21 protein-coding genes are annotated in these 21257 nt (G+C 54.9%); 11 read left to right on the top strand and 10 right to left on the bottom strand.

Going from position 1 to position 21257, the window contains the following annotated elements; translation table 11 throughout:
• Positions 1-158 precede the first annotated feature (158 nt).
• Positions 159-500: a nitrous oxide-stimulated promoter family protein gene (locus tag IAE48_RS18430; protein ID WP_200135219.1), complete on the bottom strand. Its 342-nt coding sequence runs from the start codon at positions 498-500 to the stop codon at positions 159-161.
• A 72-nt stretch (positions 501-572) separates the two neighbouring features.
• Entirely contained in the window at positions 573-1175 is a 603-nt protein-coding gene (locus IAE48_RS18425) for a TetR/AcrR family transcriptional regulator (RefSeq protein ID WP_200135218.1), read from the bottom strand.
• Positions 1176-1286: 111 nt separating this feature from the next.
• On the opposite strand from IAE48_RS18425, the gene IAE48_RS18420 reads away from it, so the two are divergent.
• The 3 genes from IAE48_RS18420 (at position 1287) to IAE48_RS18410 (ending at position 4606) form a co-directional block, all read left to right on the top strand.
• The gene (locus IAE48_RS18420) at positions 1287-1886 is read left to right on the top strand and encodes an NAD(P)H-dependent oxidoreductase (protein WP_094421858.1); all 600 of its coding nucleotides are present in this window, start codon (positions 1287-1289) and stop codon (positions 1884-1886) included.
• Between the two features lie 485 nt (positions 1887-2371).
• Complete coding sequence (gene chbR, locus IAE48_RS18415; protein WP_042713771.1) at positions 2372-3217, top strand: transcriptional regulator ChbR; 846 nt, start codon at positions 2372-2374, stop codon at positions 3215-3217.
• 33 nt (positions 3218-3250) lie between these two features.
• On the top strand, positions 3251-4606 hold the full coding sequence (locus IAE48_RS18410; RefSeq protein WP_200135217.1) for a 6-phospho-beta-glucosidase: 1356 nt from the start codon (positions 3251-3253) through the stop codon (positions 4604-4606).
• A 64-nt stretch (positions 4607-4670) separates the two neighbouring features.
• Here the strand turns inward: IAE48_RS18410 and IAE48_RS18405 are convergent, their stop codons facing one another.
• On the bottom strand, positions 4671-6185 hold the full coding sequence (locus IAE48_RS18405) for a carbohydrate porin (RefSeq protein WP_233631651.1): 1515 nt from the start codon (positions 6183-6185) through the stop codon (positions 4671-4673).
• Positions 6186-6499: 314 nt separating this feature from the next.
• Between IAE48_RS18405 and IAE48_RS18400 the strand changes: the two genes are divergently transcribed.
• The 3 genes from IAE48_RS18400 (at position 6500) to proP (ending at position 9193) form a co-directional block, all read left to right on the top strand.
• Positions 6500-6697, top strand: coding sequence for a hypothetical protein (locus IAE48_RS18400; protein WP_023481113.1), 198 nt, complete (start codon positions 6500-6502; stop codon positions 6695-6697).
• 1 nt (position 6698) lies between these two features.
• Positions 6699-7469 (top strand): hypothetical protein, encoded by a 771-nt coding sequence (locus IAE48_RS18395; RefSeq protein ID WP_094421863.1) that lies wholly within the window; start codon positions 6699-6701, stop codon positions 7467-7469.
• A gap of 248 nt (positions 7470-7717) precedes the next feature.
• Positions 7718-9193, top strand: a complete 1476-nt coding sequence (gene proP, locus IAE48_RS18390; RefSeq protein WP_042713764.1) for a glycine betaine/L-proline transporter ProP — start codon at positions 7718-7720, stop codon at positions 9191-9193.
• On the opposite strand, the gene IAE48_RS18385 is transcribed toward proP, so the two are convergent.
• The gene (locus IAE48_RS18385) at positions 9190-9513 is read right to left on the bottom strand and encodes a hypothetical protein (protein ID WP_054803732.1); all 324 of its coding nucleotides are present in this window, start codon (positions 9511-9513) and stop codon (positions 9190-9192) included. The genes proP and IAE48_RS18385 overlap by 4 nt on opposite strands.
• 146 nt (positions 9514-9659) lie before the next feature.
• Here IAE48_RS18385 and IAE48_RS18380 point away from each other — a divergent pair, with 146 nt between their 5' ends.
• The gene (locus tag IAE48_RS18380; RefSeq protein WP_200135216.1) at positions 9660-10994 is read left to right on the top strand and encodes a sodium:proton antiporter; all 1335 of its coding nucleotides are present in this window, start codon (positions 9660-9662) and stop codon (positions 10992-10994) included.
• A 63-nt stretch (positions 10995-11057) separates the two neighbouring features.
• On the top strand, positions 11058-11666 hold the full coding sequence (locus IAE48_RS18375; protein ID WP_200135215.1) for a DUF1349 domain-containing protein: 609 nt from the start codon (positions 11058-11060) through the stop codon (positions 11664-11666).
• Positions 11667-11708: 42 nt separating this feature from the next.
• Here IAE48_RS18375 and IAE48_RS18370 read toward each other — a convergent pair whose 3' ends face one another.
• Entirely contained in the window at positions 11709-13673 is a 1965-nt protein-coding gene (locus tag IAE48_RS18370; protein WP_200135214.1) for a methyl-accepting chemotaxis protein, read from the bottom strand.
• A gap of 463 nt (positions 13674-14136) precedes the next feature.
• Here IAE48_RS18370 and IAE48_RS18365 point away from each other — a divergent pair, with 463 nt between their 5' ends.
• The 3 genes from IAE48_RS18365 (at position 14137) to mmuM (ending at position 17227) form a co-directional block, all read left to right on the top strand.
• Positions 14137-14775, top strand: coding sequence for a hypothetical protein (locus tag IAE48_RS18365; RefSeq protein WP_200135213.1), 639 nt, complete (start codon positions 14137-14139; stop codon positions 14773-14775).
• A gap of 120 nt (positions 14776-14895) precedes the next feature.
• On the top strand, positions 14896-16302 hold the full coding sequence (gene mmuP / locus IAE48_RS18360; protein ID WP_200135212.1) for an S-methylmethionine permease: 1407 nt from the start codon (positions 14896-14898) through the stop codon (positions 16300-16302).
• The gene (mmuM, locus tag IAE48_RS18355) at positions 16289-17227 is read left to right on the top strand and encodes a homocysteine S-methyltransferase (RefSeq protein WP_200135211.1); all 939 of its coding nucleotides are present in this window, start codon (positions 16289-16291) and stop codon (positions 17225-17227) included. The genes mmuP and mmuM overlap by 14 nt, the downstream gene beginning before the upstream one ends.
• Before the next feature lie 16 nt (positions 17228-17243).
• Here mmuM and IAE48_RS18350 read toward each other — a convergent pair whose 3' ends face one another.
• The 5 genes from IAE48_RS18350 to IAE48_RS18330 form a co-directional block, all read right to left on the bottom strand.
• Positions 17244-17858, bottom strand: coding sequence for a hypothetical protein (locus IAE48_RS18350; RefSeq protein WP_200135210.1), 615 nt, complete (start codon positions 17856-17858; stop codon positions 17244-17246).
• A gap of 88 nt (positions 17859-17946) precedes the next feature.
• Positions 17947-18381, bottom strand: a complete 435-nt coding sequence (locus IAE48_RS18345; protein ID WP_200135209.1) for a hypothetical protein — start codon at positions 18379-18381, stop codon at positions 17947-17949.
• A gap of 66 nt (positions 18382-18447) precedes the next feature.
• Positions 18448-18855: a hypothetical protein gene (locus tag IAE48_RS18340; protein WP_200135208.1), complete on the bottom strand. Its 408-nt coding sequence runs from the start codon at positions 18853-18855 to the stop codon at positions 18448-18450.
• Between the two features lie 46 nt (positions 18856-18901).
• Positions 18902-19150, bottom strand: a complete 249-nt coding sequence (locus IAE48_RS18335; protein ID WP_200135207.1) for a hypothetical protein — start codon at positions 19148-19150, stop codon at positions 18902-18904.
• A gap of 444 nt (positions 19151-19594) precedes the next feature.
• Positions 19595-21133, bottom strand: coding sequence for a methyl-accepting chemotaxis protein (locus IAE48_RS18330; protein WP_233631650.1), 1539 nt, complete (start codon positions 21131-21133; stop codon positions 19595-19597).
• Positions 21134-21257 lie beyond the last annotated feature (124 nt).

Genomic DNA, 21257 nt, shown 5'->3' with positions numbered 1-21257 from the left:
CGGGGATTGACAAGGGGAGCGCGGCCGCTTCCCTTGTCCCGTTCACCGCACCGGTGAGAAAAATATTCAGCCGCACGCATGGTGAACGGAAAAATACCACCAAAGCCATATGCGAACCCCATTGCCGGATGGCGCTTGGCGCTTATCCGGCCTACGGGTTATTTGCGCCGATACTTTTCGGGCAACTCCGGTACCGGGCGCTTATCGTCGATCAAATGCCGCACCGTCAATATCGGATGCCGCCACAACATGCGTGGCCCCGCCCAGCGCATCACCTGCTTCATCTCTTCACGCTTTGCGGGCTGATAACAGTGCACCGGGCACTGCTTGCAGGCCGGTTTTTCCTCGCCGAAGACGCACTTATCAAGCCGCTTCTCCGCGTAGGCATAGAGATCCGCGTAGTGCGCCGCGCTGCTCACCGCATCCGGGCAGGCGCGCTGATAGAGGGCAATCATCTTCCTGATGGTCAATTTTTCCCGCAGGATGCGTGGTCCAGACATCGTTATCACCAATAATTAAGATGCATTCATAATACAACTTAATACCTCGTGATGGCACCCTGGGTGCGCGTTTTATGCACTCTCGTCACTCAACGTCGCGCGCACCATGGCGATAATCACCCGCTCCAGCTCCTCTTTCGCCTGCTGTTCGCTAATCGCATCCTGCACTGCCGCCCAGGAGAGCCCTTCGGCAGCGCCGAGCATCGCCCATAACGCGGCGTCGCGCAGAGGCGCACCACAAAACGGCGCAAACAGCGTGCGGCAGGTGCCGGTGAAATCCACCGCGTATTCGCGGCGGATCTTCTCCAGCTCCGGCGTTCCTGCCAGCGCCGCCAGCAGGCTCGGCATCTCGCGCCCCTGAAACAGCACGCATTCGATATAGGTTTTCGCAACCACACCTGCGCGCGGCTCGAGCTCGGGCGCGGTTTGCGCCAGCAGCGACTCCAGTTTGCGGTTCTGGCGCTGATCGTACTCGCGATAGAGCGCCGCCAGCAGCCCGGAGCGGCTGGTGAAGTGGTCATAGACCACCGGTTTGGTGACGCCCGCGCGTTCGGCTAAATAGCCGAGCGTCAGCGCTTCGGTACCCAACTCATGAATGATCTGCCATGCCACTTCAACCAGCTGCGCATAGCGCTCTTCCCGCGAGAGCCGCTGGCGTACACGCGTATCGGCCATACTTTGCCTCCTTGACAAGCTTATATACCATTAGTAACTTACTAGTAGTAGGTTACTGATAGTATATAAGCCTACGGTGATTGATCCGTAATGGCAACCGAGGAGAAGAACATGCATGCACTGATCGTAGTCTCTCACCCGCTCGACACCTCATTAACCCATGGCCTGGCGCACGCGGTGGCAGAAGGGATCCGCGAAGAGAATGCGCAGCACAGCGTTGAGATCGCCGATCTGGCGCGGGAGGGTTTTAACCCGTCGTTCACCGCCGCCGACTACAACGCTTTTATGCAAACCGCCCCGCTACCCGCCGATGTGCTGGCTGAACAGGCGCGGATTGAGAAAGCCGACGCGTTGATACTGGTGTTTCCTATCTACTGGTGGACAATGCCGGGGCAGTTAAAGGGGTGGATCGATCGCGTCTTTGCCAACGGCTGGGCTTACGAAGATAGCGGCACCGGCAAGGTGATCAAGAAGCTGGGGCATCTGCCGGTGCATCTGGTGGCGACAGGCGGCGCAGACACTAAAACGTTTGAAAAACATGGTTATGCGCAATCCTGGAACACGCAAATTCCCCACGGTATTTTCGATTACTGCGGCGCGCCGGTGTTAACTAATGCCACGCTGATGCAGCCCGATCTCGGTTCGCCCCAGGCGTGCCTGCAAAAAGCGCGTGAGATCGGCAAAACTATCTTTGCTGCTAACCAAGGGTAATTTTTCGCCGGAGAGGAGCCTGCGCCCTCTCCAGGCTCGCTAAAAAATTACCGAAATTGTGAAGAAGAGCATAACAATCGGTCAACCAGAGATAATTGTGGCAGATTGCAGAATACCTCCCTCCGGCACGCTCCCGTATACTTGTTTTATCTCAGGAAAAAAGTACTAAACGCAAATTTACGGCTCCTGTGAAGATGTACTGACGCCCTTTTGGCAAAAATGGGAATAATTGCCGCGCGCGTTGAGGGTAGAGAAGCATATTTCTCTTTCGACATTGCAGGCGAGTCTGTTTGCTTACCGTTAATGATAAGGCAGATATCCTGCCGCTTCGGTCATTATTGAAGCATTCCCGGCAGCCCTGAACGCAGATAAAGAGCGTTCGCGCCAGAAAAAAAGGCAGCGTTCATTAAGCAGGAAGCGCGCGCAGAGCGATCGCCAACGCGCTGAAATTTTGACATGTATGAGCAAGTCGTAAGGAGTGAACGATGCAGCCAACGCCAATGATCGGCACACAGGAGATCAAAACCGTCCACGAACAGCAGCTCTTTAAGGGAAAGCCTTTCCATGTGTTTATCTTCAACAAATCGGAGAGCGCCAGCGGGCTGCATCAGCATGATTATTATGAATTTACTCTTGTTCTGACCGGGCGTTACTACCAGGTCATTAACGGTAAACGCGTGCTGCTGGAGCGCGGCGACTTTGTCTTTATCCCGCTGGGCTCGCACCACCAGAGCGTCTATGAGTACGGCGCCGCGCGGATCCTTAATGTGGGGATCAGCCGCAAATTTTTCGAACAGTACTATCAATCGCTGATGCCGTTCTGCTTTGTTGCCTCGCAACCTTACCGCACGCACAACGCATTTTTGACCTATGTTGAAACAGTGATTGCTTCGCTCAATTTTCGTGAGAACGGGCTGGATGAGTTTATTGAAACCGTCACCTTTTACGTGCTCAATCGCCTGCGCCACTACCGCGAAGAGCAGGTGCTGGAGGATATTCCCCAGTGGCTGAGAAGCACCGTCGAAGCGATGCATGACAAGCGCCAGTTCAGCGACAATGCGCTGGAGAATATGGTGCGGCTCTCCTGCAAATCGCAGGAGTATCTTACCCGCGCGACCCGGCGCTTTTATGACAAAACGCCGATGCAGATCATCAATGAGATCCGCATCGACTTTGCGAAAAAGCAGCTTGAGATGACCAACTACTCGGTGGCCGACATCGCCTGGGAGTCGGGCTACAGCAGCCCAAGCCTGTTTATCAAAACCTTCAAAAAAATGACGTCGTTTACACCCAACAGTTATCGCAAGCGGTTGACGGAAATCACGCAGTAACGCCCGCTGGCGTGGCCCTCCACAGGAGAGAGCATGGATCCGAAACTGAAAGTCGTCACTATCGGCGGGGGTAGCAGCTATACGCCGGAACTCCTTGAGGGGTTTATCAAGCGCTACCACGAACTGCCGATTACGGAGTGGTGGCTCGTTGACGTCGAGGAGGGAAGAGAGAAGCAGGAGATTATTTTCCAGCTCTGCCAGCGGATGGTGGCAAAAGCGGGCATTCCGCTAAAAGTCTACCAAACGCTGGATCGCCGCGAGGCGTTGCAGGGCGCGGATTTTGTTACCACCCAGCTGCGCGTCGGCCAGTTAAAAGCGCGCGAGCTGGATGAGCGCATTCCCTTAAGCCACGGCTATCTTGGTCAGGAGACCAACGGCGCAGGCGGCTTGTTCAAAGGGCTGCGCACCATTCCGGTCATTTTCAATATTCTGCGCGACGTAGAGGAGATCTGCCCGAACGCCTGGGTGATTAACTTTACCAACCCGGCGGGGATGGTGACCGAAGCGGTCTGTCGCCATACTGACTTCAGGAAATTTATCGGCGTCTGCAACATTCCTGTCGGCATGAAGATGTTTGTCCGCGATGTGCTGGCGCTGGAGGCGCAGGATGAGATCGCGCTCGATCTTTTCGGCCTCAACCATATGGTGTTTCTCAGCGATGTGCAGGTAAACGGCGTGTCGCGCTTCGCGGAGCTGCTCGACGGCGTTGCCAGCGGAAAGTTGCAGGCATCGTCAGTGAAAAACATCTTTGACCTGCCGTTTAGCGAAGGGTTGATTCGCGCTCTTAACCTGCTCCCCTGCTCCTACCTGCTCTACTACTTCAAGCAGAAAGAGATGCTGGCGATTGAGCTTGGCGAATATTACAAAGGCGGCGCGCGGGCGCAGGTGGTACAGCAGATCGAAAAAGAGCTGTTTGAGCTCTATAAAGATCCGACCCTCGACGTAAAACCGCAGGCGCTGGAGCAGCGCGGCGGTGCGTGGTACTCGGATGCGGCCTGCGAAGTAATTAATGCCATCTATAACGATAAGCAGACCGAGCACTATGTGAATATTCCCCATCACGGGCATATCGACAACATTCCAGCGGAGTGGGCGGTTGAGATGACCTGCCTGATTGGACGCGAAGGAGCGACGCCGCATCCGCGCGTCACCCATTTTGATGACAAGGTGCTGGGGCTTATCCACACCATCAAAGGCTTTGAGATCGCCGCCAGCCGGGCGGCTCTGAGCGGCGAGTTTAACGATGTGCTGCTGGCGCTCAATCTCAGCCCGCTGGTGCACTCCGACGGTGACGCCGAGGTGCTGGCGCGCGAGATGTTGCTGGCTCATGAGCAGTGGCTGCCTAACTTCGCCGCTACCCTTTCCTGCCTTAAGCATCAGCAAGCTTGATACCGGGGCCGTTTGCCCGCCCGGAACAGGCTATTGCGGCGCACCTCTGCGCCGCATTGATTACTTACCACCACACCTCCGCCTGGGCGCCAACGGTGAACTGCTCCCGCCGCTCATCGCCAAAGCGGAAGTGGCTGATGCCATTCTCCTGCGCGCGGAGCCAGCTGGCGTAGAACCGCAGCTCCGGTCGCGAGGTCAGCAGGCTGGTGTCCACTTTCAGCGCGTGATACAGCGTGGCTTTATACCCCTTCTCACGGTAATCCTCGCCCTGCTGGCGGTTGGTTTGTTTAAACCACGCCAGCTCGACGCCCGTCTGGTTATGCTTATCCCAAATCCACGCCGGACGCATCACCGCCCGGTAGCTGCGAAAATCCGTATGCGCGCCGGTGTCATAGCTGTAAATATCCTGCCCGGCGGCGTAGACCAGCGCGTGCGCCAGCACGATCTGCGATGAGGGGTAGAACTCGCCCTGGGAGATGGCGCGCACGGCATGCCCGTAGGTGTGTTCGCCATAATAGTTGTCGTGATAACCGTAGCTCGCTCCGGAGTTGGAGATAAGCGCGAAGCCGCTCGCCAGCGCGTTATCTGCCGCCTGTAGCGTGAACTCCTCAAACCCGCCCACGCTAAAGCTCTGTCGCAGGATCGCACCCGCCAGCCACGCATCTTTAATGCTGTAATAGTGCCCCGCTTTTTCACCCGCCCGGTAGGTGGCAGATTTGTTCGCCAGCGAGTAGCGGCCAAACAGCTCCAGCGTGGCGCGATCCCACAGCGGCAGCGCGTTATAGCGAAGATCGACGGTGTGGGTGTTGACCTGAAGGGTGTTGTGGCTGGCAGGGTAATTCACCGCATGGGCGTCCACATCTTGGCGCACCAGCGCAACGTTGAGTTTGCCCGCGCCGAGCGCCCAGTTTTCTACGCCGATCCCCGCGCCGCTGTCGGTCTGGTGGCTTTTCCAGTCCAGCATCTGAATTTCATACTTCGGCAGGTTGTGTTTACCGACCCAGAGATCCGCTTCCGGCGCAAAGGGCAGGAAACCGCGCGTCGTGAGGTAGATATCGGAGAACTGCAGGAGGTTTTCTGAGTGTTTGTCGAACCACGCGGAGCCGTACTGCGCGCCGACGTTGCCATCTAACTGCACCACCGCATGCGCCGATTTGCCCCCCTCCTCATAAACCCGCTGCGAGAAGGTTAAATCGAACCACGATGAGTACTCATTGCCAAAACGCCCCAGCGAGCCGATGGCGTACTCTTTTGGCGAGCCGTTACTGGCCGCACCCCAGCCGGAACGCAGATAGCCGTGCCAGGCAAAACCGATATCCTCTTTAACAAACTCGCTGATCTCTTTCAGCGTATAGGGGGATTTTTCTGCCGCGGCGGCCTGCGGCTGTGCGGTCGATTTTGCCCCGCCATCGCCGCTTGCTCTGACCTGTTCCAGCTCCGCTTTTGCCTGCGCCAGCTCCGTCATATTGCGTTGTAATGCCATTTCCAGCTGGCTCAGTCGCTCCTCAACCGTTAATTTTTGTGCAGAGGCGTGGGCACAGGCTGCTGTAATTAGCAGTGCGAGTAATGATTTATTCATAATAATCAGTCCATTTATTAATATATAAACGCGCTGAATAAAGATTCCCTTTAATTTAATTTGCGCGTCTTACCCTGAATGCGTGAAATATAAGAAAGTTAACAAATACAGAAAGATAAGATTATTGATAAACGAGGGGTATAACCCAAAAGCAGGCCTCCTTAACAACTATTATTGAGCGGATAATAGTCATTCAGGATGTTTCGATATGTCTATAAAGATAAATTCATTTTTAGATCTCTCTCGCACAGAATTTTCTCGGAAATTTCACACATTCATGAAATGGTTTCTATACTCTCTGCGGAGGTTTATTAATGAGAAAATTACTTCGTTCTTTATTTGCCAGCCCTGACAAGCTGTTACAGGTGATGAGTCACAGTGAAATACAGGATTCGATTGAAGATGGTGAGCGCATTGTGGTCGATGCTGACGGCAACGCCTCGGTGAATATCCACTGCAAAAGGGTACAGGAAGATTTCAGAGAGCACGTTGATGCGTTGAAGAGGGCTTAGGATGGGTACAGCAATATTCATGGTTTTGATGGTTTGCGGCTACTGGTACACCTCGCACGACCTCTCGACACGCTTCAAATTTAAACGCAGCTTCGGCTGGGACGTCTACTTTCTGGTGGCGCTCTACGGCTGCGTCTTCGTCCTGCAGGGGATTATCGCCACCGCGGTAATCTGGCTCTGCCTGCTCGCCACTTCGGCGGTGATGAATACTTTTCCCGCCACGTTTGGCCCGGAAGAGCACCACCTGCATATGACGTTTATGAACTGGACCTTCCTCGGCATCCAGGCGCCAGTGGTGATTATGCTCGCCTTTGCGGTGCTGTTTTGCCTGTGGCACTCGAACTGGTCCAGCAGCGCGCGCCTCGATATCCCCGGCCGCCGCGAGTTGTATAAACACCTCTCGCGCGCCAACGGCATTGAGGGGCTGATCTACCAGTGCATGGAGCGCGGCGATCTGGCGTGGATCACCCTGAAATCGCAGCGGATCTACATCGGCATGATCCATACCGCCACCTTTGATGTCGGCGATGCTAACAACATTGTGCTTATCCCGATGCTGAGCGGCTACCGCAACCATGAGACGCTGGATCTGCGCGTTGAGCATAACTACAGCGCCTGGTACGACGAACATGATATCGATCTCGCCTCGGAGCCAATGTCGGCGCTCGATTTCCGCAAAGTGCTGCTGCTGTCGCAGGTGGAGAGTTTGTCGCTGTTCCATCCCTCACAGGTGATGGCGATGGGCATCAACAAACTGCGGTCTCCGAAGTGAATGCAAGCTAAGGGATTAGCTTGTTCCGCTACTTTTACTCACGGCGCGTTAATATTCAGCTTTCCAGTATAAAAGCAGCGAATTTCGCCAAAAATTTGCCTCATCCATAAATTTTAATTATGGTGTGCCCCTGCCGAAAACGTCGGCAATCTGCTTTTTCTTGCATCTTATAGCTTTCATTTCCCTCCATTTGAGCACTACGGCTGCGAAAGCTATAAGGTCGCACCACCAGCACTCATGGGGAGTTTATGAGCAACGGAACGACTTTACCGCACCACACGAATTCGGCCGCAACGGCCAGCGAACTGACCGTCGAAGACATCACGGTCATCGATAATAAGCTGCTAAAACGCGCCGTTGGCGCTGCCGCGTTGGGTAACACGATGGAGTGGTTCGACTTCGGCGTGTACAGCTATCTGGCGGTGATTATCGGCCAGGTCTTCTTTCCCGGTGCCAGCAGCACCGCACAGCTGATTGCCTCTTTCGGCACCTTCGCCGCCGCCTTCCTGGTTCGTCCGATTGGCGGCATGGTCTTTGGCCCGCTCGGCGACCGCTTTGGCCGCCAGAAGATCCTCGCCCTGACGATGATCATGATGTCGATTGGTACTTTCTGTATCGGGCTTATCCCCGATTACGACAGCATCGGCATTGCCGCACCGATCCTGCTGCTGGTAGCGCGCCTGGTTCAGGGCTTCTCGACCGGCGGTGAGTATGGCGGCGCAGCCACCTTTATCGCCGAGTACTCCACCGATAAGCGCCGTGGCTTTATGGGCAGCTTCCTCGAGTTCGGCACGCTTGGCGGCTATCTGATGGGTGCCAGCCTGGTGACCATCATGATTGCCGTGCTGCCAACCGAGGCGATGCACAGCTGGGGCTGGCGTATTCCCTTCTTCCTCGCCGCGCCGCTCGGCCTGTTTGGCCTCTATATCCGCCTGAAGCTGGAGGAGACCCCGGCCTTTAAAGAGCATATGGATAAGCAGGATGCGCTGGAGCACAGCAAACCGACACTCTCTCTGTTGCAGATGCTGCACAAATACCGCAAACAGATGCTGCAGTGTATTGGTCTGGTGCTGGTGTTTAACGTCTCGAACTACATGCTCACCTCCTATATGCCGAGCTACCTGACCAGCGTGCTGGGCATGAGCGAGCTGACCGGCCTGCTGCTGGTGATGGTGATCATGTTCGTGATGATGCCGCTGACGCTGGCCTGGGGGCACTGGACCGACCGTCTGGGCCGCCGCCCGGTGATCGCCTTCGGCGCACTGGGGCTGGTGCTGCTGGCGATCCCGAGCTTTATGCTGATTGGCTCCGGCAATATGTGGGCGGTCTTCGGCGGGCTGGTGATTCTGGGCGTGCTGCACACCTGCTTTAGCGGCACCATGCCCGCCACGCTGCCAGCTCTGTTTATCACCGATATCCGCTACAGCGCGCTGGCGATTGGCTTTAACCTCTCGGTTTCGCTGTTCGGTGGCACGACGCCGCTGGTCACCGCATGGCTGGTTGATACCACCCACAATGTGATGATGCCCGCTTACTACATGATGGGCGCCGGGCTGATTGGTGCGCTGACCGTGCTGACGCTGCGCGAAACGGCGCGTAAACCGCTGAGCGGCTCGTCGCCTGCGGTTGCCACCCGCGCAGAAGCCCACAAGCTGATTGATAAGTTACGCAAGCAGCGCGCAGCGAAACGCCTAAAAACGCAGGCAGCGCATGAGCACGGCTAAACCCAGTCTTCAATAGCGCTGTCCAGAGGCCGGAGCGGTGGCGCGATCCGGCCTATCTCCTCTTCAATATTGAACTCCGTCAGATCTTCGGCGGTGGCCAGCAGATAGGTGTGCCCTTCGGGCGATAGCCACTCGGTAATGAAGTACTGCTCTTTACGCGATAGCTCCACCTTCTTCTGCCCGCTTCGGTCATAGAACTGCCCGAAGCGCTCATCATGCTTCGAGAGATTCAGCCCCATCGCCGGGTAGACACCGCGCCAGACCTCGCCGTGGTGTTTGCCGCCCAGCACAAGATACTCCTGCATGATCTTCTTGCTCATTTGCCACCCCCATTACGCCGCTTTTTCTAAGCGTAGCTAATGCTCAGCCCTTGCACTATTCGCGCCGTCTGGCCTGGTGCAGACCTTTTTCAGCAACTATACCTTTTGGGGTGCAATGTTTAGCTTGCGGCCTGATGTGGAGGAGTATGAGTTATTTGATGTGGATGGCCGCGACCGGCGGCCTGTTACTGTTGATGTCGTTATCCTACGGCTGGATAAGCCGCGTGCCGATCCCGGTGTTTGGTTTGTATCTGGTGGTTGGCATTATCTGTGGCCCGTGGGAAATGGGCGTGCTTAATATTGATGTGGCGGCCCATGCGGATCTCACCGCCCGCATTACCGAAATCGCGATGGCGGCCTCGCTGTTTATTACCGGCCTGAAAATCCGTCTGCCGCTCACCTCTCCCTACTGGAAGATGGGCATTAAGCTGGCGCTGCCCGCCATGCTTTTGACCATCGGCGGGATTATGGTCGCCGCCCACTATCTGCTCGATCTCGCCTGGCCGCTCTCACTGGCACTTGGGGCGATCCTTGCCCCCACCGATCCGGTGCTGGCAAGCCTGGTGGCGATCAACGATGCGCGCGATGATGACCAGCTGCGCATTGCGCTCTCCAGCGAGGCGGGGCTTAACGACGGCACCGCGCTGCCCTTCCTGATGCTGGCGCTAATCTGGTACAAAGCCGATGGCGTGCCGTCAGGCGAAGAGCTGCTGCACTGGCTGAGCATCGATCTGCTGTGGGCGCTGGTCGGCGGCTTACTCATCGGCTACGGTATGGGCCGACTGATAGGGATTATCGCCACCCGTTCGCGCCATAAACAGGGCGAAGTGGCCCCGAGCGACTTTATCGCCCTGGCGCTGATCTGCCTGAGCTTTGCGCTGGCCCAGTCGCTGAGCGCCTCCGGTTTCCTCGCCGCCTTTGCTGCCGGTATTGGCCTGCGCAGCGCTGAAGTGAGCGTGCAGAAGCGCCACGGCGATCCTGAAGATGAGGAGGATGTGCCCGCGGAGATGCAGGTTAACCCGCACCTGCGCCATGCGCTGGAGGAGCAGAACCCGATTAAGTCCGTCGGGCTGGTGATTGGCGATGCCCTCTCTTTTGGCGATACCGTTGAGCGATTACTGGCGGCGCTGCTGGTGATTGTCCTTGGCGTTACCCTCTCGCATCACTGGGATGCGCACGCGCTTGGGCTGGCCTTTGTGCTGTTTCTGGTGATCCGCCCGCTGTCGGTGTTTATTGTTACGCTGCGCTCCGGCACGACCTGGTTTCACCGCGCGAGCCTCGGCTGGCTGGGCATTCGCGGCATCGGCAGCCTCAACTATATTGCCTTTGCCTATGTCCACGGTTTGCAGGGCGCGGATGCCGATATTGTCGCCCATATTGCCATCACCATCGTGACGCTGAGCGTGCTGCTGCACGGCATTTCGGTGACGCCGCTGTTAACGGTGCGCAGTAAAAAACTGGCGCGCAAAGCGAAACGTTAACCACCGCCCGGCAATCACTGCAAAAGCGTGGCAGAGTGGCCGCGTTTTTCCTTGTAAACATTGATGAGGTTGCCTGTGACACCGATTGAGAGCTTCACGTCAGAACAGGGTTTGTGGATCAATAAACCGGCCTACGTTACGCAGAGCGATGAGCAGTTGCTGATGCGCACCGGGGCGAATACCGATTTTTGGGTCAAGACCTGGTACGGCTTTGAACGCCACTCCGGCCATGCCTTTGGTTTTATGCTGGAGGGGGAGTTCACCCTTGAAGTGAAGATCGCCGCTGCGTTTGAACAGCTCTACGACCAGGCAGGGATTTTTATTGAGGCGTCGGAGACGCAGTGGGTGAAAAGCGGCATTGAGTATAACGATGGCGCGCCCGCCATTGGCTGTGTGGTGACGCAGGGGCAATCTGACTGGTCGACCGGCGTTTTCCCCGGCGATGCGCGTGAGTTCTGGATGCGTGCGACCCTTGAGAAGCAGGCATTACGCCTGCAATACTCCACCGACGGTAAAACGTGGCCGCTGCTGCGGCTGTTTCCGTGGCAGGACAGCGGTCAGCGCTTTGTCGGTGTAATGTGCTGCTCGCCGGAAAGAGAGGGGCTGGATGTGCGCTTCGAACAGCTGCGCATCACCCGCCCGCTCGGCAAAGCACTGCATGATTTGAGCTGACCCCAGGCGGCCTGCGCCGCCGGAGGTCTGCAACATCGTGCCTTAACGACCCGTCGAGAGGGTTTGCAACACTTTCAGCTGGGCAACCGCTTCCTGCATCGCATCCATCCCGGCGGTCAGGGTGCGCAGGTTGCTCAGTTGCTTCGCAATGTTTTCCCGCTCCTGGCGCGTCTGCTGGCTCATCTCAGCGATGGCGTTAGCGGCAAGAATACTCCGCTCAGCCATATCGGTTGCCGTCTCCACCGTATTGCTGGCCACTTCGCGGATATGCGAGATGGTATTAACCGCGTCGCTGATATTACTCGCCGTCGCTTCCGCCTGCTCTTTTGAGGAGTGCGCCAGGCGGCGAACTTCCCCTGCTACCACCGCAAAACCGCGTCCCGCATCGCCCGCGCGCGCTGCTTCTACCGCCGCGTTGAGCGCAAGAATATTGGTCTGGAAGGCGATATTGCTGATGCCGTGGGTGATCACGCCGATGCCGTTGGAGATCTGCTCCAGCGAATCCAGCCCTTCACCAAGACGCCCCTGCGCCCGCTGGCTTTCGGTGGCGATATCGCTGATGCCGCGAATGCTGCTTTCCGCCATGACCAGTGCTTCGCTCTGGCTCTGGGTCGCGGCTTCCAGCGCCGGCAACGCCTGTACAATTGGCGCCAGCTCCTGCTGATAACTCACCACGCGATCCAGCACGCGGGTCTGAATGCTGTTCAGCGCTTCCCACCGGCGCAGCGCGCGCTGGGCGTAGTGCGCGGCATAACCGGCGTACTCCACCGGGAACTGGGTCATCGCTTTCACATCATGGTTAAAGAAGACCAGCGCGGAGAGGGTCTGGTTAATCGGCACGCCGAGGATTTCGCCAAAGCTGGAGAAGCCCGCCGCCGGAATGCCTTTAAAGAAGTGGGCATCGTGCAGCTGATCGCTGTTGCCCATACGCCGCAAAATACAGTCATTCATCATGATGGCGGCAGGCTTGCCTTTGCCGGCGATAAAGGTTTGCCAGTCGCGCAGCGTCGCCTGTTTAAAGTCGGTCTCCTGCATCAGGAACAGCCGATCGCCAAACTCCAGATCGCAGAAGAAGTGCACCATGCCGTGCTCAATCTTCGCCACCGAGCGGATGAAATACTCCTCACCCACTTTCACGCCGAAGGTCAGCCCTTTCAGGCGCTCGCTCAGCTGCGACTCTTTGCATTTCAGATGGTCGGCCAGCGCCTCGGTAAAGGCCTTCTGCTGCCCCTGGCGGTCAAAGACCGATGTTACCGTGCGGGCAATCGGGTCGGCGTCGGCAATCAACCAACTCTGATCCAGCGGGGTAAAGTTCTGGCTCTTGAAGGGCGAGAAGGATTTGCCTTCTGCCATGCGACAGAAAACAACCACCGCTTTGCCTTGTAAGATACGGTCGCCGACGCCAATCCACGTGCCGTCAAAGGTCGCGCGTCCGCCTGCAGAGCCGCCAATCGCCAGGCACGGGAAGAGGCCGCTGTTGTACCAGGCCTGCATGAAGAAACCTTCCGAAGCGGAGAGCCCGTCGCAGTAAATCATCGCGAAAGTGCGCTCAGCGGAGAGCGCCATGCGCGGTTTAATAGTGTTTAATTCGCGCTGAATGGCGCTAATACGCTGCGCGGCAGTCTGGGTGTCGTGCAGATGGAGATCGACAATGTGCGTCTCGTGCTCGGCGATAAGGCTGTCCGGCAGCAGCAGGAAGCTCCCCTCCTGCCCGTCGCCCGCGCAGTAAGTTGTCTGGCGGCCGCTGGCGCTCAGCGCACCATAAGAAGAGAGCGTGATCACCGTCAGATCGGCAGAGGTGAAACGCTGCCACGCCTGGCTAACGCGGTGAAAATCTGCTTCGGGCGGGACGAAGGTCAATAAAATACCGGATGAGCGCGCGCTAAGACCCGCAGCCGAAAGTGAGGTCGGTAAATCCCGGCAGTCGAAAATGCCGTTGGCAGGCTGAGCGCCACCCGCCAGACGGGAACCCAACAAACCGCGATACAGTGATCTTACGAAAGCCATAGTACTGTTTTCCTTAAAATAAAAATTTGCGCCTGAAAATGCGCTTGCAGAGATTGTTAAAGGAGGGCTAAAAGCAGATCCGTTCGCGATCAGAACTCGTTAAAAAAAGATAAGCGCGCCCCTGCGTGATTGAGGGTGACGCAAAGGCGTTATCGTCAATTTGCGCTAAAGCTTCACTCATCGCTGCAATAGATAAAAGTATTCCGCACAAAACAGGTTACGAGTGAAGCAGATAGCGTTTAACTATTTTTGCGGCGCTGGTTTTAATACTTTTTTAAGTGCAGGGGTTATTCCCGGACGGCCAGAAATATAACCCTCCTTTATTATGTGCCTTTCAAATCCTAATAAGATGATGCGCAAGCCACCCATTTCCGGTGGGCTTTCGCCGCAGCGGTTTAATTCCCCCAACGAAGCGGATAGCATGGGCGCCACACTTTTTTTGTCACTATTATAGGGATCGTTCGTGCATTACGATTACAACGGCAACAGCCATCTCAGCGAGTTTGAGCGCGATGAAGCCAACCGAAGAATAGCCGCGCAAAACCCCTATGGCGCAGCGTCAGGTCCGGCGGCGGTAAGTATAGTCATGATTGCATTCATTGCTGTTTTTTCGCTATTTGCCCTGCTTTTCTTTGCTACTAAAGCTTTTCTTACGCGCGGTGCGCCGAAATTATGGCCAGGTTCTTTCGCACGGGCGCTGAAATTATTTCTGCTGTATGAGGTAATTCTTTACGCTTTCGATTTTGCGAGCACTTACTGGTATTTTTTTATTCAGTCTGTGGCGGCACAGCTCTCCGTTCCGCACCTCTTTTCGTGGTTTACCTCCGCCGAATTCTGGCTCTATCAGGTAATACATACACAATTGCTCTACACCATTAATATGGATGAGCTGGCAATACACTATTTAACCCGGCTCTGTCTGAATACGCTGTCGATCGTTGTCTGGTTATTAGTGGCCAAAACGCTGGCCACCTATCTTCCCCATCTGAAGTGGTTCCGCTTTACGGATGCCACCGGCCAGCGCATCGCCTGGCTGCGGGTGATAAAAGTCCATCTCCTGACGTCGCTGCTCTTCTGGAGCGTGGTGTTCTTCTTTAACTAACCCCGGCCAGAGAGTGCGCAGTTAAGCGCCCCTGCCCGCTGCGAGACTGGCTTTTTGTTAACAATCACGTTATAAACCCTGAACGCAGATGTTTAGACGTCCATACGTTTAGAGGGTTGTATGCAAAATCAGCAGGATCAGGCGCAGGGGCAGCTTAAGCGCACCATGAAGACCCGCCACTTAATTATGCTGTCGCTGGGCGGCGTGATTGGCACCGGGTTGTTCTTTAATACTGGCTATATCATCTCCACTACCGGCGCGGCCGGCACGCTGCTGGCTTATCTGATTGGCGCGCTGGTGGTCTGGCTGGTGATGCAGTGCCTCGGCGAACTCTCCGTAGCAATGCCGGTCACCGGCGCGTTTCATGTCTATGCCGCGCGCTACCTTGGCCCGGCAACCGGTTATACCGTGGCCTGGCTCTACTGGCTGACGTGGACCGTAGCGCTGGGATCGAGCTTTACCGCCGCCGGGTTCTGCATGCAGTACTGGTTCCCGCATGTTCCGGTCTGGATATGGTGCGTCATCTTCTGCGTGGCGATTTTCGCCCTTAACGTGGTCTCAACGCGCTTTTTCGCCGAGGGCGAGTTCTGGTTCTCGCTGGTAAAAGTAATCACCATCATTGCCTTTATTCTGCTTGGCGGCGCGGCGATCTTTGGCTTTATCCCGATGCAGGATGGCTCCCCCGCGCCAGGGCTTGCTAATATCACCGCCGAAGGGTGGTTCCCCCACGGCGGCCTGCCGATTTTGATGACCATGGTAGCGGTGAACTTTGCCTTCTCCGGTACCGAGCTGATTGGCATTGCCGCAGGCGAAACCCAGAACCCGCAGCAGGTGATCCCGGTCGCCATCCGCGCCACTATCGTGCGCTTGATCCTCTTTTTTATCGGCACCGTGTTTGTGCTGGCGGCGCTGATCCCGATGCAGCAGGCGGGCGTGGAGAAGAGCCCCTTCGTAGTGGTGTTTGAGAAGATTGGCATTCCTTATGCTGCAGATATTTTTAACTTTGTCATCCTGACAGCGATCCTCTCGGCGGCTAACTCAGGGCTGTATGCGTCCGGGCGCATGCTGTGGTCGCTCTCGAATGAGAAGACGCTGCCGCGCTGCTTTATGCGCGTCACCAAAAACGGCGTGCCGCTGACGGCGCTCTCCGTCTCTATGCTGGGTGGAGTGCTGGCGCTGCTTTCAAGCGTTATCGCCCCGGATACGGTGTTTGTCGCGCTGTCGGCGATTTCCGGTTTCGCCGTGGTTGCCGTGTGGCTCAGCATCTGCGCGGCGCACTTTTTCTTTCGCCGCCGCCATTTGCAGTCCGGCAAGTCGCTTGCGGATCTGCACTACCGCGCGCCGTGGTACCCGCTGGTGCCGATAGCCGGTTTCCTGCTCTGCCTGTTGGCGTGTGTTGGCCTGGCGTTCGATCCCGATCAGCGCATTGCGCTCTACTGCGGGCTGCCGTTTGTGGCCCTGTGCTATGGTGCTTACTGGCTGACCCATCATGAAAAAGCGAAGGAGAGTGAACATGTCGCGCCCTAATCCCCTGAACGCGCTGCTGGAGAAGCAGCCCTTTATTGTGCTCGACGGCGCGATGGCAACCGAGCTTGAAGCGCGCGGCTGTAACCTTGCCGATAACCTCTGGTCTGCGAAAGTGCTGATGGACGCGCCGGAACTGATCCGCGATGTGCATCTCGACTATTTCCGCGCCGGTGCGCAGGTCGCGATCACCGCCAGCTACCAGGCTACGCCGCTCGGCTTTGCCGCACGCGGCCTGGATGAAGCACAGTCGCGGGCGCTGATTAGCAAAAGCGTCGAGCTGGCGCAGGCGGCACGTGATGCCGCGCTGGCGGAAAATCCACAGGCCGGGCCGCTGCTGGTGGCCGGGTCCGTTGGGCCATATGGCGCGTATCTGGCGGATGGGTCGGAGTATCGCGGCGATTATCAGCGCACCGCTGAGGAGTTTACTGATTTTCATCGCCCGCGCATCGAGGCGCTGCTAGCGGCGGGTGCCGATCTGCTGGCCTGCGAAACACTCCCCTCTTTTGCCGAGATAAAAGCCCTCGCCGCGCTGTTGCAGGCGTGGCCGGATGCGCGGGCGTGGTTCTCATTTACCCTGCGCGACGCGCACCATTTAAGCGACGGCACCCCGCTCGCAGAGGTGGTGAAAGTGGTGGAAGCGACGCCGCAGGTTGTGGCACTGGGCATAAACTGTATCGCGCTTGCTAACACCAATGACGCGCTGGCGCATCTGCACAGCCTGAGCGCGCTGCCGCTGGTGGTCTACCCTAACTCGGGCGAAACCTACGATGCGGTAAGCAAAAGCTGGCATGCGCACGGGGCTGCCTGCGACACGCTGGCCGGGCATCTGCCCGCGTGGCTGGCCTCTGGCGCAAAGCTGATTGGCGGCTGCTGTCGCACCACGCCTGAGGATATCGCCGCCCTGCACCGCTGCTGCACAAAATAGTTATTCGCTGCGGCGGCTAGCGTGAACGCCAGCGTTGATGTCCCCAGCTCAGCGCGCCGTTAACGAAAATCCTGCCGCCGCAGGCCGGATAGCCCGGCGGGTCGACCGAGACGTTGCGCATTGAAGGGAAGATATCGAAGCGCTGGAATAGGGCCGCCAGCCTTTGATGCTGCGGATTAAGCTCCGGCAGCGAAAACCACACCAGCTCGCCAAGCGAGCGCTCCAGCCACTCCTCAACCTCCCCCTCTTCGCTTACGGGATTGTTCAGCGCCGGGCTTTGCGCCATCGTCTGGAGTCGCGCATAGTGACCGATGCGCCAGCCGCAAAACTCCAGCGTTTCGCCAGCGTAATAAAGCTCGTCGACATATTCGCTCTCGTCGCGGCTTAAGGTCTCCGCTTGCGCCTCGGTCAGGCTATCTAATAAGAAGCGCGCGGCAAGCGTCGGCAAGTGATGCACCACCAGCCCCGGATGCTCGCCACTCCCCCCGCCCAACACAAGGTTTTGCGGCGTGGCACTGAAGTCATACGCTCCCCAGCCGCCGTCGCCCTCGATGGTTTCCAGCGGGTGGTAGATGGGCAGATAGCCAAGGGTGCCAATTATTTCGTGGTCAAAGCCATCGATGTAGCTCATAGAGATCCTTGTGCATAATCGTTTTCATTAATTAAATTCAGGCTCATGCTATGAATTATTGCCGACAATATCATGACCGCCACAACATTTATTCTGTTGTTACCAATACGAGTTGGTCGGCTGAGTCATAGCAAAGAATTTTTTTATAATTTGGCACAATAACGCCATTTTTTTGTGAGCACCAAAACATATAGTTCCAACCAGGTACCCCCCAGTATGCTGTATCGATATTTTTCAAGGCAAAATCAGCGCTACATATCACGCAAGGTTGCTTCTGTGAATACCAAAAAGCAATGTGCTCACCTTCAACGGCCCCGGCAGTAGTTATCCATTTTTTTACTTTCTCACTTTCTAAATCACCATTGTCATCAGAGAGTGAACGTAGCGAAGCGCTTATTAGATTTAGCTGGCTAAAGTCAATATGACCAGCCATCCAGGGAAGAGACTCAAGGATTTCAGAAAACACCATTGATAAAGAATCGTGACTAACTATTGCGCCAAGATTTTTCCACTCGTTTAACACAGTCTGTTCTATAAACCTCATAAGGCTCACTCTCAGCGTTGCAATTTATAATTATAAAATCTGACATTATTCAATAGGCACTAAAAATTCGAAGACCGGGTCTTCCTGGGTTGCCAGAATGTAGTCAGGATGAGGATTTTCAACGACAGGGATAATCAATAAAGGAATAATAAGGTCATGCCGCTTTATCGGCTCAGCAATCCATGCCAGTAAATCTTCTTTATGAGTGACTACAACATTACCAGTAAAAAAAATAACTTTACCTTTACGACGAGGCTCATTATTCATCACAAGATATTTTTCATGTATGAGTACTTTATTCACATCGGTAAAGTGAAGGGTACATTTAGATTTATAATTTTTCATAACATGATAATGCCGGAGGAAATCCTCTTTTGCTTCCTTTGGTTCTAATGTTTTGATTTTATTAAGCCTTGAAAAATCATACTCCATATATCCAAAATTATCACTCATGCTCCTTCCCCCGTCGATATCAACCAAACACACACAAAATCAGTACCTATTCATATACCCTGGCAGCCATAAGCATATCGTAGAGAACCTTCCAGTTTATGCCTAACGGAACCTCTTGTTTTGTATTGATATAATACTGTTCCATGTCTTCGACCCACCCCTGTAGCGCATCCAAAAAAGAGGGGAGATCCCGATTAGCCCACTCTTCTGGACATGATTTGAGATCCTGGTTGTATAACGTAAGAAAAGCCAGAAAATCTGCTTTTGATTTTATTTCTTTATCGTAAGGGATCATTTTGCTCTCCTGATTTCTATATAAGCGATAGCAGTGGCTGATCACATTCCATGATCTTTCCTTCCCGTAGTGACTCATTATTAATAACCGAGAGAACAAACTCTTTTTTATGAAGATTCATAACGTCCCCTAAATGCGCGCTTTCATTAGCCTGCAAAAGATCGCTTTTGGAACATAACGCCTTAGTAATGAGTGAGCGAATGATATCACTTCTGGTCACGACAAACTGCCAATGTCTGTTGCCTTAATGAATGCAAACCAGGAGGGTGCAGATCAAAAAGAGCAGGCAAAAAAAAGCCGTTCCTTGGGGTGGGAACGGCAAATACACATCACGGTCAAAGTGAAACCATACATCATTCAGTTTCTATAAGTTTTACAGAGTAACTATTAAATGTTTTCAAGTGTAAGAGAGTGAAACTCCCTTGCGTCACAATCGCCGCTGACTCAACTGGCCGTGCGTTCCAGTTTGAAGACGCTGACCAGATCTTTCATCACTCGCGCCTGCTCATTAAGCATTTCTGAGGCAGCAACGGACTCTTCAACCAGCGAGGCGTTTTGCTGAGTGGTGGTATCAATCTGCCCGATAGCAATGTTGATTTGCTGAACGCCGTCGCTCTGTTCGAGGCTTGCGCGCTCGATCTCTTTTAAAATTTCCGAAACGTTATCAACGTTCAACACCATTTCATCCATCTTACTGTTTACCTGACGCACCATCTCCAACCCGCGGTTGCTCTGCTGCGTCGAGTTCTCTATCAGCGTGCGGATATCTTTTGATGAGTTCGCCGTTTTTTGCGCGAGGTTACGCACTTCCTGCGCCACGACGGCGAATCCTTTGCCATGTTCGCCAGCGCGGGCCGCTTCCACAGCGGCATTAAGCGCGAGGATATTGGTCTGGAAGGCAATCGAGTCAATCAGGTTGATGATGTCTGACATCTTATCGGCTGAACTGCTGATGTTATGGATCTCCTCGGTGAGCGAGGTCATCAGCCTGCCATTATCTTTAGCGGCATGGCTTGCCCTTTCGGAGAGCTGCGAGGCGTTAGCGGTATTGTCGCCCGTGTTTTTAACCGTCGATGATATCTGCTCCATCGAGGCAGCGGTCTGCTCAACCGAACTGGCCTGCTCTTCAGTACGCGCCGAGAGATCGCGCGTCCCGGCCATGATCTGCGAAGCACCGGTGGCAATGTTTTCCGCTCCTGAGCGTATCTCCGCGACGATCTTTTTCAGTTCCTCCTGCATATTGATGATGGCGCTGGTTAACAGCCCGGTCTCATCTTTGGAAATGACAGTGATCTCATGGCCGAGATCGCCTCTGGCTATGCGCTGAGCGGCATCCACGACCTGGCGAATCGGGTTAACAATATTCTTTGCCATCACCATTGCGGTGGTTACGCCAAAGGCAAGGCTAATAAGCGAGATGATTAACATGATGAGCTTACTTTGGCTGTAGTCAGCCAGGAAATCGTCATAGGAGCCCTGCATCTGATTGCGTTGCAGCTTAATAAATTCGCTAATTTTGCTGATGTACTGCGTTGTGTAATCGCGCGTTCTGGCATTGTACTCATCAATGGCCGCATCGGGATTTGATTCAATAATCTCAATCACTTTGCTACGCGACTGAATATACGTGGCACGAGCCTGCTTAATTTGCTCAAGCATCAATTGTGATTGTTCATCATCCGCTGCTCTGCTCAGCTCGGTATATAACGCACTTATTTTACGGGACTGCTCCGTAAGCTCACTAACCATGTTCCTTTTATTTATTGGATCTTTTTCAAGCAGCGCGTTAAGCAGTAAAGCACTGGTGTTATTAACCTGGCGTATCAGATCGTTTGCCAGCGCGGTTGTCGGGTAGACCTCCGTAACAATCTCGGTGATATTCCCTTTTGCTTCACTGAGACGATAAAGCGCATTACCGGAAATTAAAGCAAGTAATAACAACAATACGCCAAAAGAGATCATGATTTTATTTCTGATACTCATGCCTGTTGTTTTGACTGCGTGCGAATCATTTCTCATATTATTCCCTTAGTAAGTTTGCGGATATACCATTCAAATGAAAGAACGTCACAGGTTATATCGGCGTACAGGGAAGAGAGTTTATAAA

It is taken from the genome of Kosakonia sp. S57 (assembly GCF_016516575.1).
In the GTDB taxonomy this organism is placed as follows: Bacteria; Pseudomonadota; Gammaproteobacteria; order Enterobacterales; family Enterobacteriaceae; genus Kosakonia; species Kosakonia cowanii.
Note: the sequence above shows the minus strand (reverse complement) of the source record. Positions and strands in the feature narration are given on the sequence as shown.

Excerpts from the sequence above, each read along its gene's own strand:
- IAE48_RS18430 (WP_200135219.1), bottom strand. The coding sequence starts at position 500 with ATGTCTGGACCACGCATCCTGCGGGAAAAATTGACCATCAGGAAGATG.
- IAE48_RS18425 (WP_200135218.1), bottom strand. The coding sequence starts at position 1,175 with ATGGCCGATACGCGTGTACGCCAGCGGCTCTCGCGGGAAGAGCGCTAT.
- IAE48_RS18420 (WP_094421858.1), top strand. The coding sequence starts at position 1,287 with ATGCATGCACTGATCGTAGTCTCTCACCCGCTCGACACCTCATTAACC.
- chbR (WP_042713771.1), top strand. The coding sequence starts at position 2,372 with ATGCAGCCAACGCCAATGATCGGCACACAGGAGATCAAAACCGTCCAC.
- IAE48_RS18410 (WP_200135217.1), top strand. The coding sequence starts at position 3,251 with ATGGATCCGAAACTGAAAGTCGTCACTATCGGCGGGGGTAGCAGCTAT.
- IAE48_RS18405 (WP_233631651.1), bottom strand. The coding sequence starts at position 6,185 with ATGAATAAATCATTACTCGCACTGCTAATTACAGCAGCCTGTGCCCAC.
- IAE48_RS18400 (WP_023481113.1), top strand. The coding sequence starts at position 6,500 with ATGAGAAAATTACTTCGTTCTTTATTTGCCAGCCCTGACAAGCTGTTA.
- IAE48_RS18395 (WP_094421863.1), top strand. The coding sequence starts at position 6,699 with ATGGGTACAGCAATATTCATGGTTTTGATGGTTTGCGGCTACTGGTAC.
- proP (WP_042713764.1), top strand. The coding sequence starts at position 7,718 with ATGAGCAACGGAACGACTTTACCGCACCACACGAATTCGGCCGCAACG.
- IAE48_RS18385 (WP_054803732.1), bottom strand. The coding sequence starts at position 9,513 with ATGAGCAAGAAGATCATGCAGGAGTATCTTGTGCTGGGCGGCAAACAC.
- IAE48_RS18380 (WP_200135216.1), top strand. The coding sequence starts at position 9,660 with ATGAGTTATTTGATGTGGATGGCCGCGACCGGCGGCCTGTTACTGTTG.
- IAE48_RS18375 (WP_200135215.1), top strand. The coding sequence starts at position 11,058 with ATGAGGTTGCCTGTGACACCGATTGAGAGCTTCACGTCAGAACAGGGT.
- IAE48_RS18370 (WP_200135214.1), bottom strand. The coding sequence starts at position 13,673 with ATGGCTTTCGTAAGATCACTGTATCGCGGTTTGTTGGGTTCCCGTCTG.
- mmuP (WP_200135212.1), top strand. The coding sequence starts at position 14,896 with ATGCAAAATCAGCAGGATCAGGCGCAGGGGCAGCTTAAGCGCACCATG.
- mmuM (WP_200135211.1), top strand. The coding sequence starts at position 16,289 with ATGTCGCGCCCTAATCCCCTGAACGCGCTGCTGGAGAAGCAGCCCTTT.
- IAE48_RS18350 (WP_200135210.1), bottom strand. The coding sequence starts at position 17,858 with ATGAGCTACATCGATGGCTTTGACCACGAAATAATTGGCACCCTTGGC.
- IAE48_RS18340 (WP_200135208.1), bottom strand. The coding sequence starts at position 18,855 with ATGAGTGATAATTTTGGATATATGGAGTATGATTTTTCAAGGCTTAAT.
- IAE48_RS18335 (WP_200135207.1), bottom strand. The coding sequence starts at position 19,150 with ATGATCCCTTACGATAAAGAAATAAAATCAAAAGCAGATTTTCTGGCT.
- IAE48_RS18330 (WP_233631650.1), bottom strand. The coding sequence starts at position 21,133 with ATGAGTATCAGAAATAAAATCATGATCTCTTTTGGCGTATTGTTGTTA.